Below are 17,134 nucleotides of genomic sequence, written 5' to 3' on the forward strand. Positions count from 1 at the left end.
TTGTGTTGGTGTCTCTCGTCCCCGTGTCCGCGGGGTGGGCTGTCGGGCGCGTCCCTCCCCCCCTCGCGCCCCCCCCCCCCCACCACCACCCCCCCCGCCTCAACCGCCCCACCCCGCTCCACCCCACCCCCTCATCGGCAGGAGACACCCATGGCGACTTCCTTCAACGTCAACGCGGCGCGGGCCCAGCGCCTCGAAGCGCTCGGCCGCACCTGGTCGTTCGAGCTGGACGACGACACCTTCGAACTCCCCACCGAACTGAGCCGCGCCACCGCGAAGGCCCTGCGCGACCTGGACGACAACGACGTCGACGGGCTGCTCGGGCTCCTCCTGGGCGAACAGCAGTTCACCCGCTTCGCCCGGCACGACATCACGGTCCAGGACATCGCCGCGATTCTGGAGGCGTACGGCAAGGAGACCGGGCTCGGCCTGGGGGAAGGCTGAGCCTCGTCGCGTTCGTAGAAGAACACGCCGAGGCCCTCGAAGCCGACCTCCTCCGGCACTACGGCGTGGACCTGCTCGACTGGCACCGCGGCCGGCTCACCAGCCGCCGGCTCGCGGTGCTGGTCAAGCACATGCCACGCGACAGCGCCCTGACCCTGGAACTCCACGGCGAGGAAGCCGAATGGTCGGTCACCGACCACCTCCTCGCCGCCGCGGTCGACCACCTGGCCGCCGCCAACTGGATGTTCGCCACGGTCAACACCGACGAATCCGCCGACGCCCCGGAACCCCCGCTCCCGGTCCCCCGCCCGGGCGACCACCCCGACCACGCCCCGCCCGGCGAACCCGCACTCCCCTCACCACCGCCGCCCCCGGAACCCCCCAGCCACGCCGACCTGACCCGCTTCTTCCACTGATCCATCGAGTCCGCGCGCCCGGTGGATCCAGACGACCACATTCAAGAGCGCCCACGCCCCAGGCCACCGCCGCTACAGCGGCCATGACGGCGACCCGCCTATCCCCCGCCGAAATCCACCGGAGCCACCCGGGCCCGCTTCGGGTTTCCGGGGTCGTAGATCACTTCCACCTCGTCCCCGATTTCCGCTGCCGCCATACCCCTGTACCGCCCATGGCATCTGAATGTCCGGCCGTCATCCAGAGTAAATTTCGCCATGACGGCGACACGTATCGGGCATAGGTGTGCCGCTCTCAGATTCCCCACGGCACAAGAGCCCCTGAGCCCCAGAAGAACGGACTCGACCGCCACGAAAGCCAGCCGGACCGCCGCCACGAGCAGGGGCAACATGAGGATGAAATGGGTGACGGAAAAACCCGAGGCCACGACTATCTGATTCTCCATGGCGGAAAATCACATCGCCGGCGTATGGGACGGGAGGCCGACCGCACGACTTTCCTGCCGAGATCGCCCGGCACCCGTCACACGCCGCACACCAGAGCCCTCACCGGACCCACCTCCGGCCCCGAGTCGCCGCCCCGTTTACGGCGGCGACATTCCCCTCCTGAGCGCACGGCCTTCAGAAGGCGAAACGAAAGACGGACGCCGCTGCCGTCATGGCGTCCGAAAGACACCGGGAAAAGATCCCGAATGCTGCGAGCCCGCCGAATTCAGGTGCTCGACGCTTTCCGCTCGTTGCGGACCCTCGCGGTCAAATATGATCCGCTTGATGGCATTCACAGGCGCCCCTACGCTCGACGGCATAGAGATGGAGCTCTCGCCTCCCTCATTTTCGCGGCACCCGATGGGGCCTTCCGGGTAGGAACCCACAAGCCCCTACCTACTTTGCCTGCTTCTTCAGCCGAAGCGTATGACCCCGTACAACGACAACAGGACTCCGACAATCGAGAAGAAAGCAGTGACCGGGAGAGTGGGAAGGCGAGGCGCCTTGTCCGCGAGATGCATCCGATGCGGATGCTTCGGATCGTACACGACCTCGACCTGATGCCCGACTCGGATTCCCAGGGACTTCCCCCGTACCGCCCCTTCGGCGACCTTCCCGTTCCGGACCACCGGGCCCATTTCATAGATCGTTTCACCGAACTCCCCCGGCCGGGAACCTTTACACGTCACGAAGGCCCGCTCGCGACGATTGAACCCCCGCAAGTCGGAAACAAGCAGGGCCAATCCGAAACAGAAAAATCCTAAACCACTAAAAAGAACCCAGTAGATCATTTAATTTCCTTACTTTTCGCGAAATCTCGCGATCCCGGGAAGCGGATATTGATGAGCCCAGAAAAGGGGGATCCCTATGGGAAATGAAATACAACCGGAAGTCGCGGGGAAGCTCAACTCATTGCAGGAGACCAAAGCCGACACCAGTTTCGTCGTGGAGGAGCTCAGAAGGAAGGCGGAGATCGTCTACGTCGACAAGCTCCGAAAGGACGTCGACAAGAAGTGGGCCGCAAAGGAGAAGGAGGACGAGGAATGGAAATTCGACTGGTACAAGGTTCTCGAAATCGCCATCGTCACCCAAGCTCTCACCGCATTTAAACTAGAACTTCCGCCTCTCCTCAATACCGAAGTTCTGGGCGATACCTTGCTGGGGAGATTCGGAATCACCCGGAACAAGTGGGGGGTGCTGTGGAGAGGGAAGAGCGACACGGACACCCTGTTCAAGTCCGTCGAACGTCTTCAGGTCATGACCACCGGAGCCCACGAGAAGATCCACCATTCGAATCGCCGGATCAACGCCCTCGAAACCAAGGTCGGCCGGGCCGGAAGCGCATCCCGAACCACCCGCAGCGAGATCCAGCGCGCAGCCCGTCCAGGCGCCTCGGGCAGTGAACTCGACCAGCTCGCGCGGCTCGAACGGCATGTCGCGGCGCTGGCACAGGCCCTGGGCTGAGCCTCACCACCTCTCGGGCACCTTCACTCCCCCAAACCAGCCACCTAAAGATTGAACGCAACCTGCCTCTTGTACAAGCCCCGAGCTCGCTTCGGGTTCCCTCCGGGGACGCACTTCAGGGGATCGACTCGGCGCCCCGGACCGTCGGCGGGCTCCGACAGAAGGCTACGTCCGGCGTGGCCGACGGTGACCTGACGGGCGTCCCGGCCCGCAGGGAGCGCCAGGATCGCGCGATCCTGCCGGAGCTCCGCTCTCAACGGACGTGTTGCGCAACGAAATTCCCCATCTTGTCCCGGGCGCCGCCTCCTCAGAACCACACCCCGCGTACCACGTGGATCGCGAGAAGGATTCCCGAGGCCCCGACCGCGGCCAGAGCGGGGAGTGCCACCGCCAGGTAAAGGGCGTTCGGGACGAGAGAGCGGATCGGTGCGACGTCGGAGACCTCGGGGCTCCGGGGGAGATGAACGACCGTCACCCGGCTCCCCACTTCGGGCAACACCCCTCGCCAGGAGTGGGACACCATGTGCCGAGCGCGCCCGTCGCGATCCTCGAAGTCGATCGCCACGCCGTTTCCGTAGCGCCCGCTGGAATATCCGGTACAGACACCTTCGGCCTCCGCTCCGCGCATCTTCAGACGCAGTCTCTCCAGAAACATGAGGAGCAGTACGCGTAGCACGAAGAAGACCACGAAGGACAGAGCGAGAAGCAAGATCACCGCCACACCGGAAATTATTTTCACCGGCCCCCCAGAAAATAAAAATACACCGCTGACCAGGAATTTTAGCAGCAGGACGACCGACCGATTGGAGAATTCATGACTTTGGTCAGCTCCCTCAACAGAGCATCGGCGTCTCTGAGAAGCCTCAAGACGCAGGCCGACGCCGCCGGCCGGGCGGCCGGGACCCTTCAGGGCAAGGCGCAGGCCAGTAGCCGTGAGATCGGCAGGATCAAGTCCTCCGCCCAGTCCTCCGCCCGCGAGCTGAGCACCCTCAGGACCAGGGCCGACAGTGCCGCCAAGTCGCTCACCAAGGCCGGGCAGGCCGGGCAGAAGGGTGGGACTCAGGTCGGGAAGTTCAAGTCCGGGGCCGACAAGGCGTCCAAGGGCATGAACGGGCTGAACAAGTCCATGAAGGGCAACCTCATCGGCGTGCTGCTCGGGCTGCTCGCGCCGTTGATCGAGAAGGTGGTCGAGACCGCCGCCCGCTCGAAGACGATGCAGAAGGTCATGAAGACCGCCTTCGACGCCATCAAGAAGGTCATCAGCGCCGTCATGAAGGCGATCGGCCCGATCATGAAGAAGGCCGGCTCGCTGATCAAGTCGGTCTGGAACGGGATCAAGTCCGCGGTCTCCACCGTCGTGAAGGCCGTCGGCACGGTCATCAGGACGTACTTCAACGCCTGGAAAAAGGTCATCACCACGGTGATGAACGCCGTCAGGAGCGTGGTCTCCAGCGTCTGGAACGGCGTCAAGAAGGTCATCTCCCCCGTCGTCTCCTGGATCAGGAACGTCGTCCCGCAGGCGTTCAGCGCCGTCAAGAGCAAGCTCTCCAGCATCTGGGGCGGGCTCAAGGGCATCGCCTCCCGGGCCTTCAACTCCGTGAAGAGCGCGGTGAAGTCGCCGCTCAACGGGGTGATCGACCTCATCAACTCGGCGATCAGGAAGCTCAACGGCATCAAGGTCTCGGTCCCCGGCTGGGTGCCCGGTGTCGGCGGGAAGTCCTTCGGGGTGAGCCTGCCGACCATTCCGCGGCTGGCCGAGGGCGGCATCGTCACCCCCCGGCGCGGCGGTGTGGCCGCGCTGGTCGCGGAGGCCGGGGAGGCCGAGGCCGTGCTGCCGCTGTCCAAGCTCGACCGGCTGCTGCGGCACACCGCGCGCCAGGGCCGGGCCCAGGCGTTCGGAGCCGGGGCCGTGGGCGGCGGGCTGCTCATCGAGAACTACCACGAGGCGACCGGCAGCGATCTCCGGGAGACCGCGATGGCGCTGATGTTCCTGTCCAAGGCGCGCGGATGAGCGCCGCGGCGGCCGGCCTCGGCGCGGGGGCCGGCCGGGATCCGCTCGCCGGTACCGGACCCGCCCTCGCCTCCTTCCGCAGCCGGCTCGGTGAGGGCGGTCGCGCGCTCCAGGCCCTCCGGCAGGGCGTCCAGCGGTCCGCGACCGCGGCCGGCCGGATCGCGTCCGGCGCCACCCAGGCCACGGGCGGGCTCCGGCAGGTCAAGGGGCGTGCGGAGACCGCCGGGCAGGCGCTCACCCGGGTCGGCAGATCGGCCGGGAGCGCCGGTACCCAGGTGCGCGGCGGGGGCGGCAGGGCCAAGGGCGTCGCGGGGGCACTGTCCCCCGTGGCCACCGGCGCCGGGCTGTTCGGCGGGCTGGCGGGCAAGCTCGGTTCGGGCGCGGGCACCGTCTCCAAGATCATGGGGCCGCTCGCGACCGGGCTCACCGTCGCCACCGGGGCCATGACCGCCGTCAATGTCGCCCTGCGCGCCAACCCGCTGGGCTTCGTCATCGGCCTGATCACCCCGATCGCCGCCTATCTGATCGAGCTGGCCGTCAACTCGCAGACGGGTCAGCGGATCATGAAGCAGGTCTTCGACCAGGCGCTGAAGGTGATCCAGGGGATCTGGACGTTCCTGGGTCCCGTCGTGCGGCTGTACGCGAAGACCGTCTCGGCCGCCTTCACCACCGTGCGCACCGTCATCGGCGGGGTCCTGAAGGCGGTCGGCCCCGCGCTCTCGCAGGGCTTCGAACGCGTCAGGAGCGCCGTCTCCACCGCGACCCGCGCCCTCACCGGGCTGATCCGTTCGGCGTGGAACGGTCTGAAGTCCGGGGTCCGGCCGGTGCTGGACTGGATCACCCGGGACATCCCGCGCGGCTTCCAGCGGGTGAAGGACGCCCTGTCCCGGGCGCTGAACGGCATGGGCGGCTTCGTCACCAGCGCCATGCAGGCGCTGCTCTCCGTCGTCAAGGGCCCCCTCAACGGCCTGATCGCGTTCGCCAACTGGGTCATCGGCGGCCTCAACAAGCTCAGCTTCTCCGTTCTCGGCAAGAAGTTCGGGGTCGACCTCCCGAAGATCCCGCAGCTCGCCGAAGGCGGTGTCGTCCTGCCCCCGGGCGGCGGCCCGCACTCCGGCGCCGTACTCCCGCTGTCCGCGCTCGACCGGCTGCGGCCCGCCGAGCCGGGGCACGGGCCGTCCACCGGCCGTCCGGCGCACCGCGCCGTCCTGCCCTGCTACCACGAGCCCGAGGGCCGCAGCGCGCTGGTCATCGCCGGGGACCTGCTGTTCCTGAACCGGACCGCCGCATGAGTGCCCACGCCCCCGCCCTGCCCCTCCGGCGCCCGCCCCCGCCCAGCGGCCACGGCTCCCCTACGAAATGAGGTGACGGCCCATGGCCGAGACCACGACCACATATCAGGAAGATCCCTCCCCCGGCTCACTGATCACCCGCGACGGGCAGATCCAGTGGGCCGGACTGCTGCTCGGCCCCGGTACCCCGTTCGAGATCGACCGCGCCGGCCTCAGCGGCTGGGACGATCTGCCCGGCATCGACATCGGTGACGTACCCCGTCCCGACCAGCACGGCTCCTGGCCCGGCTCGCGCTGGGCGCAGCCCCGGCTGGTCGACGCGACGGTCTGGCTGCTGCCCGCGTCCCGTACGGAGGCGCGTACCACCCTCGGCGAGTTCCGGTCCGGCACCGGTCTCGACGGCGCGGAACGGTGGCTCGCGGTCCGGCTGCACGGGGAGACCCTGGCGGTACGCGCCCGGATCAGCCGGCGCGTCGTACCGCAGGACCGTTCCTTCCAGATGAACGGCACGTCGAAGACCAGCCTTCAGTGGACGGCCACCGATCCGCGCCGCTTCGGTACGGACGAGCAGACGGCCAGGACCGGCCTGCCCGCTCCCGAGCCGGGCCTCGACTGGCCGGACGGCGGGCTGGACTGGCCGCTGGACTGGGGCACGGCCGGGACGAACGGCACCCTCACCGCCGTCAACTCCGGTGACACGGCGGCCCATCCGCTGATCGTGTTCCGCGGCCCGGTGCGCCGTCCCTCGCTGACCCGGCTGTCCGACGGCCGCCGTCTCCAGTACGACATCACGCTCGCCGCCGACGACGTCCTGACCGTGGACACCTGGACCGGGACGGTCGTCCTCAACGGCACCGCCTCGCGGCTCTACACGGCCACGGCCGCCGCGACGCCGGAGCAGTTGTTCCTCCTGGAGCCCGGCGAGACCGCGCTGGCCTTCCGTTCCGAGGACGCCGCGCCGGATCCGGCGGCGCAGGCGACCGTGCGCTGGCGCCACTCCCACTGGTGACTCCGGTCCCCACCCGCGACCACCCCACCCATCCCGCAGAGGAGATCTCATGCCCATCCGTTCCGCATGGCTGCTCAACCGCTCCGCCGACGGCACCGGCGTCACCGGCCAGTCCCGTACCGACACCCGGCTCGCCCCGCTCGGCACCATGACCCCGTCCGGCCAGCTCACCACCCGCGGCGGCGTGCTGCCCGGCTCGCCGGACGGCAAGTACGTCCTGTCCGGGCTGTACGTGTACGGGGAGTCGGCCGGGATGACCGCGACCGTCGCCTCCGGCCGCGCCGTCGTCCACAGCAGCGAGACGGCCGGGGCGTACCCCGTCGCCGTCACCGAGTACACCCAGCTCCTTCTCGGCGACGGCGACCCGGCCAACCCCCGCCTCGACCTGGTGGTGCTGCGGGTGTACGACGGGACGCAGGAGGGCGAGGAGCGTACGGAGGCCGTGCTGGAGGTCCTCCAGGGCCAGCCGGAGCCCAACCCGACCGCCCCGGCGATCCCGGCCGCCGCCCTCGCGCTGGCGACCGTCCGGGTCCCGGCGGGCGCCTCGGCGGGCAGCGGCGGGATCGACTGGTCCTCCGCCGTCTCCGATCTGCGCCGTACCACCGTCGCGGTCGGCGGCATCCTGCCCGAGGAGTGGGCCCGCACCATCCCGGGCGCCTACCCGGGCCAGTACCGGGACATCGGTGAGGGCGGTCTCCAGCGCTGGGACGGCACCGCCTGGCAGCCGTACCCGCCGCTGCCCCGGTGGCGGGACTGGACCCCGGTCTGGACGACCTCCAGCGGCCTGGCGACACCGGCTTTCGGCAACGCGGCGCTCCAGTGCCGTTACGTGCAGATGGGGACGGTGGTGCACGGGTCGTTCGACATCGCCTTCGGCTCGACCACCCGGTTCGGCGCCGGCGCCTCCACCGACAACTGGCGCTTCAGCCTGCCGGTGACCGCCGCCGCGGCCACCCAGGCCGTGGGCTTCGCCGGACTCGTGGGCGTCGCCAGCAACAAGGAGCGGATCGCCGTCCGGGTCCGGCTCACCAGCACCAAGGCGCTGGAGCTGGAGCTGGCCTCGGGGACGGCCGGGAATCTGATGGGCCCGTGGGGCGGCATCACGGACGCTGTCACCCCGTGGCCCTGGGCCGCCGGCATGCGGATCTCCGGCAGCTTCACCTACGAGGCGGCGGAGGCCGCCCTGTGACGCCGGCGTCGATGCCCACGGGGGCGCTCCGTGCCCCCGGCACCGCCGTCTACCGCGCTCTGTTCTGCGATCTGCGCACCGACCGGGTCCTCGACGTGCTCCCGCTCACCGACGCGAAGTTCGACGACTTCATCGGGAAGGCGGGCTCCCTCTCCGCGACGATCCCGCTGCCCGACGCGGCCCTCGCCGAACGGACCCGGGCCGCGCTGGTGCCCGGCCGTACGGCGGTCTGGCTGGAGCGCAACGGGGACATCTGGTGGGGCGGGGTGCTGTGGACGAGCACGCCGCAGATGGACGAACAGGGGCGGCTGACGGTCCAGTTCCAGGCCGGCACCTTCGACTCGTACCTCGACCACCGGATCCTCTCCGCCGACCTCGTCGGGGCGGGCACCGAGCAGTTCGACATCGTCCGGCTGCTCATCGACCACGTACAGGCGCAGCCCGGCGGCGACATCGGGATCCGGTACGGGACCGAGGCGTCCGGCGTGCGGAGGGACTTCGCGTACGCCTACAGCGGGCTGGCCCGGGTCAGGGAACTGCTCGACAAGCTCTGCCAGTTCGACGACGGATTCGAGTGGCGGATCCACTGCTACCGGGACGCGGAGGGACGGCGCGTCAAACGTCTTCAGCTCGGCCATCCGGTGATCACCACCGGCCGTACCGAGATCGTGCTGGACCATCCGGGTCCCGTGCACACCTACAGCCTGCCGTCGGACTCGACCGTGCAGGCCAATGTGTGGGTGGCGCGCGGCGAGTCGGGCAACAGCGACCAGTCGCAGGAGTCCGAGCCGCTGACCGTGCGCGTGGTCAGCGACGAGGACATCGCGGGCGGCTGGCCCCGGCTGGAGCAGACCTCGGACCACACCTCGGTGAACGACGCGAACGCGCTCGGTTCCCTCGCCCGCGCCGAACTGTCCCGGCACCGCGCCCCGGAGACCATCCCGGAGCTGACGGTGTGGATGGACGGCCGGATCACGCCCGCGCTGATGGGCGCCCGGATCCGGCTGCGCGTCCACGACCTGTGGCATCAGGGCGGCTCCGACACCCGGTTCCGGGTCGTCGGGCTCGCCGTCAATCCGCCGCAGCGGGCGAAGCCCGAGACGGCCACGCTCTACCTGGAAGGGGTGTGACCCCGTGGCGATCATCCCCGTCGACCTGCTGGACCGGATCCGCACACTGGAGCGGCAGGTACGCGACCTGATGGGCAGCGCCAACACCCGCCCCGCGATGAACCAGATCATGGGCGGCGACGTCGTCATCGGTGACGGCGGCCGGCTGCGGGTGCGCACCGGCCAGGGCGACGACCTGCTCTACCTGGGCCGGGTCCAGCCCGACCGCGCCGAAGGGGCCCCGCAGCAGGGGCTGATGGTACGGAGGGACGACGGCTCCCTCGCCCTGACCGTCTGGACCGGCACCCCCGACACGCTGCCCGTCCAGCCGGTCCAGATCCTCGACCGCAAGGGCAACGTGGTCGTCGCCGACGACGCCGTGGGACACGGGCTGGCCCGGCCCTACGTCCCCTACCCGCTGCCGCAGCCGGTCGCCGCCGACCGCTGGGAGTCCACCGGCTCGACCGCCTGGACGACGCTGTACCGGGGTACGGGCATCGCCCAGCACGCCCGGCTGTACTGCCGGATCGCCGCAGAGAGCGCCGGGAAGGCCGAGCTGCGGCTGCTGGCGAACGGCGCCCCGGTGGGACCGGCCGGCGACGCCGGGGGGCTGGCCTTCACGGCGGTCCTGGACGTGGCGTACGACGCCGCCGTCACCTTCGAGGTGCAGGCACGGGTCCTCACGGCGGGCGACACGGTCCGCTGCCGGCCCCTCGCCCTGTACGGCGTGCAGTCCTGACCGTACGGCCGCCCGTACGCGCCCCTTCTTCCTCATCCCCTCCCAAGGAGGTATCCGAGTGCTGCCCGAATCCATTCCCACGGTGACCGTCACCGCGCGCTATCTGACGCCGGACGGCAAGCCCATGACCGGCCACGTCGAGTTCCGGCCGCCGTCCCTGCTCACCCACTCCGAGGCCGATCTCTTCCTCGGCGGGCCGACCCGGGCGACGCTGGACGACGAGGGCGCGATCCGGGTGGTGCTGCCCGCCACCGACGCCCCCGGCTGGAACCCCGAAGGGTGGACGTACGGCGTCACCGAGAAGCTGGGCGGCCTGTCCCGGCCGCGCACGTACCGGATCGTGCTCACCACCGGCCTGCCCGCCGTCGACCTCGCCGATCTCGCCCCGGTGGACCCGGCCGCCCCGAACTACGTGGCGGTGCCAGGACCGGCCGGACCCGCCGGGGAACCGGGCCCGGCGGGGCCCGCGGGCCCCGCCGGAGCCGTACGTTCCGTCAACGGGCACGACGCGGCCGACATCGTCCTCACCGCCGGTGACGTCGCCGCGATCCCGGCCGCCTCGGCCGGGGCCCGGGGCGGGGTGGCCACCCTCGGCGCGGACGGCCTGGTGGAGCCGGGACAGCTCCCGGCCGGCTCCGGCGGGGCGGTCGCCTCCGTCAACGGCCGCACGGGCGCGGTCGTCCTCGCCGCCGCCGATGTCGGCGCCCTGGACGCGCCCGCCGCCGACCTGCGCTATCTGCCGCTGGGCGGCGCGCCGGTCACCTCCGTCAACGAACGCACGGGCGCGGTCACGCTCGCCGCCGGTGATGTGAACGCCGTGGCGGCCGGCAGCGCGGTGCTGCTCGACGGGAACCAGACGGTACGCGGCACCAAGACCTTCGCCGCCCCGCCGGCCACCACCGCCGATCCCTCCGCCGCCGACCATCTGGTCCGGCGCGGCTACCTGGACACGGTCGCCGGGGCGGGCGCCTGGTCCCCGGCCGCGATGGGCTTCTCCGGCTGGGCGTTCGACCCGGCGGCGGCCTCCGGCAGCACCGTCCAGTACTGCATCAACGGCTGGGTGTATCTGATCGGGATCCCGCTCCACTCGGCCACCACCGTACGGAACGTGGTCTTCTACGTGCCCGGCTACGCCGGAACCGGCCTCAGCGCCAGCTCCTTCGCCGGGCTCTACACGGCGGCCGGGGCCCGCGTCGGCCTGACCGCCCCGCTGACCACCCCGGTCAAGGCCACCGAGGGGCAGACCGTCGTCTGCCCGCTGACCAGCGCCTACAACGCCGCCGCCGGCAACTACTGGGTGGCTCTCCTGGTCAACGGGCCGAACCCCAGCAGCAGCGGCCCCGCCTTCATGCGGGGCTCCAGCATGGGCCAGGCCCCCGGCGGGAGCGCCCGGATGCCGGGGTCGTTCATCCGCCACGGCCGGATGAACGTGACCGGCCAGACCTCCCTGCCGGCCTCCTTCACCCCCTCGACCGTGGTCGCCGACTCCAACGCCATCTGGGCCGCCCTCTCCTGACCGCCCGCCCCGCCCCGACCGCCCCGCGCGTGCCCCGTACCGGCCCCTCCCGGTACGGGGCACGCGCGTCCGGCCGTCCACCACCCGAAAGGAAAACCTCATGGCCACCCCGCTCACCGCCGACCGGATGGTCGCCGCTCTGCGCGCCGAGGGCGTCACCGTCGTCGAACACCCCGGCTGGCGCACCCACCACCGCAACCACAAGGGCGCCTGGGGACCGCTGAACGGCGTGATGATCCACCACACCGTCTCCAGCGGCACCACGGGCTCCGTCGCCCTCTGCTACCACGGCTACGCCACCCTCCCGGGACCGCTCTGCCACGGCGTCGTCGCCAAGGACGGCACCGTCCACCTGGTCGGCAACGGCCGCGCCAACCACGCCGGCGGCGGCGACCCGGCCGTACTGCGGCGGGTGATCGAGGAGGACTACGGCGAACGCCCGCCCGCCCCGCGCCACCACGAGGGGAGCCCCGGCGCGGCCGACGGGAACGCGCGCTTCTACGGCTTCGAATGCGTCAACCTCGGCGACGGGAAGGACCCCTGGCCCGCCGCCCAGCTCACCGCGGTCGAACGGGTCTCGGCCGCGATCTGCCGCGCCCACGGCTGGAGCGCGAAGAGCGTGATCGGGCACACGGAGTGGTCCGACCAGAAGATCGACCCGCGCGGATTCACCATGGCGGGGATGCGCGCCCGGATCGCCGCCCGGCTCGGCGCGGCGCCCGCGCCGCCGACCCCGACCACCCCGCGCCTCCAGCCGTTCCCCGGCGCCGCGTTCTTCACCCTCCGGCGCAGCTCCCCCGTGATCACCGCGATGGGGCGGCGGCTCGTCGCCGAGGGCTGCTCCGCCTACACGGTCGGCCCGGGGCCCCGCTGGACCGAGGCCGACCGGCGCTCGTACGCCGCCTGGCAGCGCAAGCTCGGCTTCCGCGGCGCCGACGCCGACGGCACACCGGGACACACCTCGTGGACCGCGCTGAAGGTCCCGTACACCGACTGAAGGAGGGTGCCCATGACCGACACCGAATCGAACAACCCGGTCACCGTCGCCGTCGAACTGGAGCGGCTGCGGGGCACGCTGGAGGCGGGGTTCGCGCGGGCCGACGGCTCGCTCGCCCTGCTCGTACAGCGCAGCGACCAGACCGACCGGCAGCTCGCCGACCACGAGGCACGGCTGGACTCCCTGGAGCGCTCCCGCTGGCCGCTGGCGAACATCGCCGCGCTGACGGCCACCTGCGGGCTCGCCGTCGCCGCCTGGGAGCTGGCCGTACGGTAAAGCCCGGCGGCCGTACGGCGGGCTCCCGCGGCCCTGCCGCGAGCTCCCGTCACGACGGGAGCCGCACACGCCGGAGGGCGGCCACCCCGTACGGGATGACCGCCCTCCGTTCGCTCACGCCTTACTGGTTGTACGGACCGTAGTCGTAGTCCTCCAGCGGAACGGCCTGGCCGGAGCCCGTGCCGAACGGCGAGTAGTCGATGTCGTCGTAGCCGACGGCCGAGTACATCGCGGCCTTGGCCTCCTCGGTCGGCTCGACCCGGATGTTGCGGTAGCGGGACAGACCCGTACCGGCCGGGATGAGCTTACCGATGATGACGTTCTCCTTGAGGCCGATCAGGGAGTCCGACTTGGCGTTGATCGCCGCGTCGGTCAGGACCCTGGTCGTCTCCTGGAAGGACGCCGCCGACAGCCACGACTCGGTGGCCAGCGACGCCTTGGTGATACCCATGAGCTGCGGACGGCCGGAGGCCGGGTGGCCGCCTTCCGTGACCACACGGCGGTTCTCGGTCTCGAACTTCGACCGCTCCACCAGCTCGCCGGGCAGCAGCTCCGCGTCGCCGGACTCGATGATCGTCACGCGGCGCAGCATCTGCCGGATGATGATCTCGATGTGCTTGTCGTGGATCGACACGCCCTGCGAGTTGTAGACCTTCTGGACCTCGCCGACCAGGTGGACCTGGACCGCGCGCTGACCGAGGATCCGCAGCACGTCGTGCGGGTTGGTGGCACCGACGGTGAGCTTCTGGCCCACCTGGACGGCGTCGCCCTCGCCCACGAGCAGACGGGCACGCTTCGAGATCGGGAACGGCGTCTCGTCGCTGCCGTCGTCCGGGGTGACGACGATCTTCTTGGTCTTCTCGGTCTCCTCGATACGGACGCGGCCGGCCGCCTCCGAGATCGGGGCGACACCCTTGGGCGTACGGGCCTCGAACAGCTCGACGACTCGGGGCAGACCCTGCGTGATGTCGTCACCGGCCACACCACCGGTGTGGAAGGTACGCATCGTGAGCTGGGTACCGGGCTCACCGATGGACTGGGCGGCGATGATGCCGACCGCCTCACCGATGTCGACCAGCTTGCCGGTGGCCAGCGAGCGGCCGTAGCAGAAGGCACAGGTGCCGACCGCGGACTCGCAGGTCAGGACCGAACGGGTCTTGACCTCCTCGACCCCGGCGGCCACGACCGCGTCGATCAGGACATCGCCCAGGTCGACGTTGGCCGGCGCGATGACCTTGCCGTCCACGACGACGTCCTCGGCGAGCATCCGCGCGTACACGGACGTCTCGACGTCCTCCGCCTTGCGCAGCACACCGTCGGCGCCGCGCTCGGCGATCCGCAGCTTCAGACCGCGGTCGGTGCCGCAGTCCTCCTCGCGGATGATGACGTCCTGCGAGACGTCCACGAGACGACGGGTGAGGTAACCCGAGTCGGCGGTACGCAGGGCGGTGTCGGCCAGACCCTTACGGGCACCGTGGGTGGAGATGAAGTACTCCAGCACGGACAGACCTTCACGGAAGGACGCCTTGATGGGACGCGGGATCGTCTCGTTCTTGGCGTTGGACACCAGACCACGCATACCGGCGATCTGACGCATCTGCATCATGTTTCCACGAGCACCCGAGTTGACCATCATGAAGATGGGGTTGGTCTTCGGGAAGTTCGCGTTCATCGCCTCGGCAACCTCGTTGGTCGCCTTGGTCCAGATCGCGATGAGCTCCTGGGTGCGCTCGTCCTTGGTGATCAGACCGCGCTCGTACTGCTTCTGGACCTTCTCGTCCTGCGCCTCGTAACCCTGGACGATCGCCTTCTTCGCCTCGGGCACGACGACGTCCGAGATGGCGACGGTGACGCCGGAACGGGTCGCCCAGAAGAAGCCGGCCGCCTTCAGGTTGTCGAGCGTCGCCGCCACGATGACCTTGGGGTAGCGCTCGGCGAGGTCGTTGACGATCTCGGAGAGCTGCTTCTTGCCGACCGAGTAGTCGACGAACGGGTAGTCCTCGGGCAGCAGCTCGTTGAAGAGCGCGCGGCCCAGGGTCGTCCGCAGCCGGAACGGGTCGCCCTGCTGCCACGGCACCGCGGTGCCGTCGGTGTCGGCCTCCTCGGAGACCGGCGGGGTCCAGCCGCGCGGCGGGATGGTGCCCACCGGGAAGCGGATGTCGACCTTGGCCTGGAGCGACAGCTCACGGTTGTCAAAGGCCATGGTGGCCTCGGCGGTGGAGCCGAAGGACCGGCCCTCGCCCTTGACGGTGCGCTCCTCCTCGTCCGTGGTGAGGAAGAAGAGGCCGAGCACCATGTCCTGGGTGGGCATGGTGACCGGACGGCCGTCGGCCGGCTTGAGGATGTTGTTCGAGGACAGCATCAGGATGCGTGCCTCGGCCTGCGCCTCCGCGGAGAGCGGCAGGTGGACGGCCATCTGGTCACCGTCGAAGTCCGCGTTGAACGCGGTGCAGACGAGCGGGTGGATCTGGATGGCCTTGCCCTCGACGAGCTGCGGCTCGAACGCCTGGATACCCAGACGGTGCAGGGTGGGCGCACGGTTCAGCAGCACCGGGTGCTCGGCGATGACCTCTTCGAGCACGTCGTACACGACCGTACGGCCGCGCTCGACCATGCGCTTCGCCGACTTGATGTTCTGCGCGTGGTTCAGGTCCACCAGGCGCTTCATCACGAACGGCTTGAAGAGCTCCAGCGCCATGGCCTTCGGCAGACCGCACTGGTGCAGCTTGAGCTGCGGGCCGACGACGATCACCGAACGGGCCGAGTAGTCGACACGCTTGCCGAGGAGGTTCTGACGGAAACGGCCCTGCTTGCCCTTGAGCATGTCGCTCAGGGACTTCAGCGGGCGGTTGCCGGGACCGGTGACCGGACGGCCGCGGCGGCCGTTGTCGAACAGCGCGTCGACGGCCTCCTGGAGCATCCGCTTCTCGTTGTTCACGATGATCTCGGGGGCACCGAGGTCGAGAAGACGCTTGAGGCGGTTGTTCCGGTTGATCACACGGCGGTACAGGTCGTTCAGGTCGGAGGTCGCGAAGCGGCCACCGTCGAGCTGCACCATCGGACGCAGGTCCGGCGGGATCACCGGTACGCAGTCCAGCACCATGCCCTTGGGGCTGTTGCTGGTCTGGAGGAACGCGGAGACGACCTTGAGGCGCTTGAGCGCACGGGTCTTCTTCTGGCCCTTGCCGGTACGGATGATCTCGCGGAGGCGCTCGGCCTCCTCGTCCAGGTCGAAGGACTCCAGGCGCTTCTGGAGCGCGGCGGCGCCCATCGAACCGTCGAAGTAGGTGCCGAAGCGGTCGCGCAGCTCGCGGTAGAGCAGCTCGTCGCCCTCAAGGTCCTGGACCTTGAGGTTCTTGAAGCGGTTCCACACCTCGTCGAGACGGTCGATCTCGCGCTGCGCGCGGTCCCGGAGCTGCTTCATCTCGCGCTCGGCGCCTTCGCGCACCTTGCGGCGCACGTCGGCCTTGGCGCCCTCGGCCTCCAGCTCGGCCAGGTCGGTCTCAAGCTTCTTGGCGCGGGCTTCGAGGTCGGAGTCGCGGCGGTTCTCGGTCTGCTGGCGCTCGACGGAGACATGCGCCTCCAGCGACGGCAGATCGCGCGTACGGCGCTCCTCGTCCACGAACGTGATCATGTACGCGGCGAAGTAGATGACCTTTTCGAGGTCCTTCGGCGCGAGGTCGAGCAGGTACCCGAGACGCGAGGGCACGCCCTTGAAGTACCAGATGTGGGTGACGGGCGCGGCCAGCTCAATGTGGCCCATCCGCTCACGGCGCACCTTGGCGCGCGTGACTTCCACGCCACAGCGCTCACAGATGATGCCCTTGAAGCGGACACGCTTGTACTTGCCGCAGTAGCACTCCCAGTCCCGGGTCGGACCGAAGATCTTCTCGCAGAAGAGTCCGTCCTTCTCGGGCTTGAGCGTGCGGTAGTTGATGGTCTCCGGCTTCTTCACTTCGCCGTGCGACCAGGTCCGGATGTCGTCCGCGGTGGCAAGGCCGATCCGCAGCTCGTCGAAGAAGTTGACGTCGAGCACTTGTCGTCAATCCCTCTTTCGGGGGTTCGAGCCCCTCGCGTCAGCGAGTAGATGGGGCACTTCAGCAATGGTCTGAACGGGTCCGGGGAGAGCCGGGCGGGTATCGGGTCCCGGCCGCGAAACCCCCCCACCACAGACACCCTGGGCGGGGGC

16 protein-coding genes are annotated in these 17,134 nt (G+C 69.8%); 12 read left to right on the top strand and 4 right to left on the bottom strand.

Features of this window, described 5'->3' with window-relative positions; genetic code table 11:
* The first annotated feature begins 150 nt into the window (after positions 1-150).
* Together ACFXPK_RS26565 and ACFXPK_RS26570 are read left to right on the top strand one after the other, a co-directional pair.
* Entirely contained in the window at positions 151-444 is a 294-nt protein-coding gene (locus ACFXPK_RS26565) for a hypothetical protein (RefSeq protein WP_384999630.1), read from the top strand.
* 65 nt (positions 445-509) lie between these two features.
* Complete coding sequence (locus ACFXPK_RS26570; protein ID WP_385079286.1) at positions 510-860, top strand: hypothetical protein; 351 nt, start codon at positions 510-512, stop codon at positions 858-860.
* A gap of 98 nt (positions 861-958) precedes the next feature.
* Here ACFXPK_RS26570 and ACFXPK_RS26575 read toward each other — a convergent pair whose 3' ends face one another.
* Both ACFXPK_RS26575 and ACFXPK_RS26580 read right to left on the bottom strand, forming a co-directional pair.
* Entirely contained in the window at positions 959-1,303 is a 345-nt protein-coding gene (locus ACFXPK_RS26575) for a DUF3592 domain-containing protein (protein WP_385079288.1), read from the bottom strand.
* A 453-nt stretch (positions 1,304-1,756) separates the two neighbouring features.
* Positions 1,757-2,134, bottom strand: a complete 378-nt coding sequence (locus ACFXPK_RS26580) for a DUF3592 domain-containing protein (protein ID WP_385079291.1) — start codon at positions 2,132-2,134, stop codon at positions 1,757-1,759.
* A 76-nt stretch (positions 2,135-2,210) separates the two neighbouring features.
* On the opposite strand from ACFXPK_RS26580, the gene ACFXPK_RS26585 reads away from it, so the two are divergent.
* Positions 2,211-2,807 carry a hypothetical protein gene (locus tag ACFXPK_RS26585; protein ID WP_385079294.1) on the top strand — a complete coding sequence of 199 codons (597 nt, stop codon included), beginning with the start codon at positions 2,211-2,213 and terminating at the stop codon, positions 2,805-2,807.
* A gap of 307 nt (positions 2,808-3,114) precedes the next feature.
* On the opposite strand, the gene ACFXPK_RS26590 is transcribed toward ACFXPK_RS26585, so the two are convergent.
* Positions 3,115-3,528 (bottom strand): DUF3592 domain-containing protein, encoded by a 414-nt coding sequence (locus tag ACFXPK_RS26590; protein WP_385079297.1) that lies wholly within the window; start codon positions 3,526-3,528, stop codon positions 3,115-3,117.
* 93 nt (positions 3,529-3,621) lie between these two features.
* On the opposite strand from ACFXPK_RS26590, the gene ACFXPK_RS26595 reads away from it, so the two are divergent.
* The 9 genes from ACFXPK_RS26595 to ACFXPK_RS26635 all read left to right on the top strand — a co-directional run bounded on the left by ACFXPK_RS26595 (position 3,622) and on the right by ACFXPK_RS26635 (position 12,945).
* Positions 3,622-4,818 carry a phage tail protein gene (locus ACFXPK_RS26595; RefSeq protein ID WP_385079300.1) on the top strand — a complete coding sequence of 399 codons (1,197 nt, stop codon included), beginning with the start codon at positions 3,622-3,624 and terminating at the stop codon, positions 4,816-4,818.
* Positions 4,815-6,110, top strand: a complete 1,296-nt coding sequence (locus ACFXPK_RS26600; protein WP_385079303.1) for a tape-measure protein — start codon at positions 4,815-4,817, stop codon at positions 6,108-6,110. The genes ACFXPK_RS26595 and ACFXPK_RS26600 overlap by 4 nt, the downstream gene beginning before the upstream one ends.
* 82 nt (positions 6,111-6,192) lie before the next feature.
* Positions 6,193-7,119 (top strand): phage distal tail protein, encoded by a 927-nt coding sequence (locus ACFXPK_RS26605; protein WP_384999650.1) that lies wholly within the window; start codon positions 6,193-6,195, stop codon positions 7,117-7,119.
* A gap of 49 nt (positions 7,120-7,168) precedes the next feature.
* Positions 7,169-8,308: a hypothetical protein gene (locus tag ACFXPK_RS26610; RefSeq protein WP_385079305.1), complete on the top strand. Its 1,140-nt coding sequence runs from the start codon at positions 7,169-7,171 to the stop codon at positions 8,306-8,308.
* Between the two features lie 11 nt (positions 8,309-8,319).
* Positions 8,320-9,438, top strand: coding sequence for a hypothetical protein (locus tag ACFXPK_RS26615; RefSeq protein WP_385079320.1), 1,119 nt, complete (start codon positions 8,320-8,322; stop codon positions 9,436-9,438).
* Between the two features lie 4 nt (positions 9,439-9,442).
* Positions 9,443-10,156, top strand: coding sequence for a hypothetical protein (locus ACFXPK_RS26620; RefSeq protein ID WP_385079308.1), 714 nt, complete (start codon positions 9,443-9,445; stop codon positions 10,154-10,156).
* A gap of 58 nt (positions 10,157-10,214) precedes the next feature.
* A complete protein-coding gene (locus tag ACFXPK_RS26625; RefSeq protein ID WP_385079310.1) occupies positions 10,215-11,672 on the top strand; it encodes a phage tail protein in 1,458 nt (485 codons plus the stop codon).
* A 100-nt stretch (positions 11,673-11,772) separates the two neighbouring features.
* Complete coding sequence (locus ACFXPK_RS26630; RefSeq protein WP_385079313.1) at positions 11,773-12,669, top strand: peptidoglycan-binding protein; 897 nt, start codon at positions 11,773-11,775, stop codon at positions 12,667-12,669.
* A gap of 12 nt (positions 12,670-12,681) precedes the next feature.
* Positions 12,682-12,945, top strand: coding sequence for a hypothetical protein (locus tag ACFXPK_RS26635; RefSeq protein WP_385004582.1), 264 nt, complete (start codon positions 12,682-12,684; stop codon positions 12,943-12,945).
* Between the two features lie 121 nt (positions 12,946-13,066).
* On the opposite strand, the gene ACFXPK_RS26640 is transcribed toward ACFXPK_RS26635, so the two are convergent.
* Positions 13,067-16,981: a DNA-directed RNA polymerase subunit beta' gene (locus ACFXPK_RS26640; RefSeq protein ID WP_385004580.1), complete on the bottom strand. Its 3,915-nt coding sequence runs from the start codon at positions 16,979-16,981 to the stop codon at positions 13,067-13,069.
* Positions 16,982-17,134: the final 153 nt, after the last annotated feature.

It is taken from the genome of Streptomyces sp. NPDC059142, assembly GCF_042755665.1.
GTDB lineage: Bacteria > Actinomycetota > Actinomycetes > Streptomycetales > Streptomycetaceae > Streptomyces.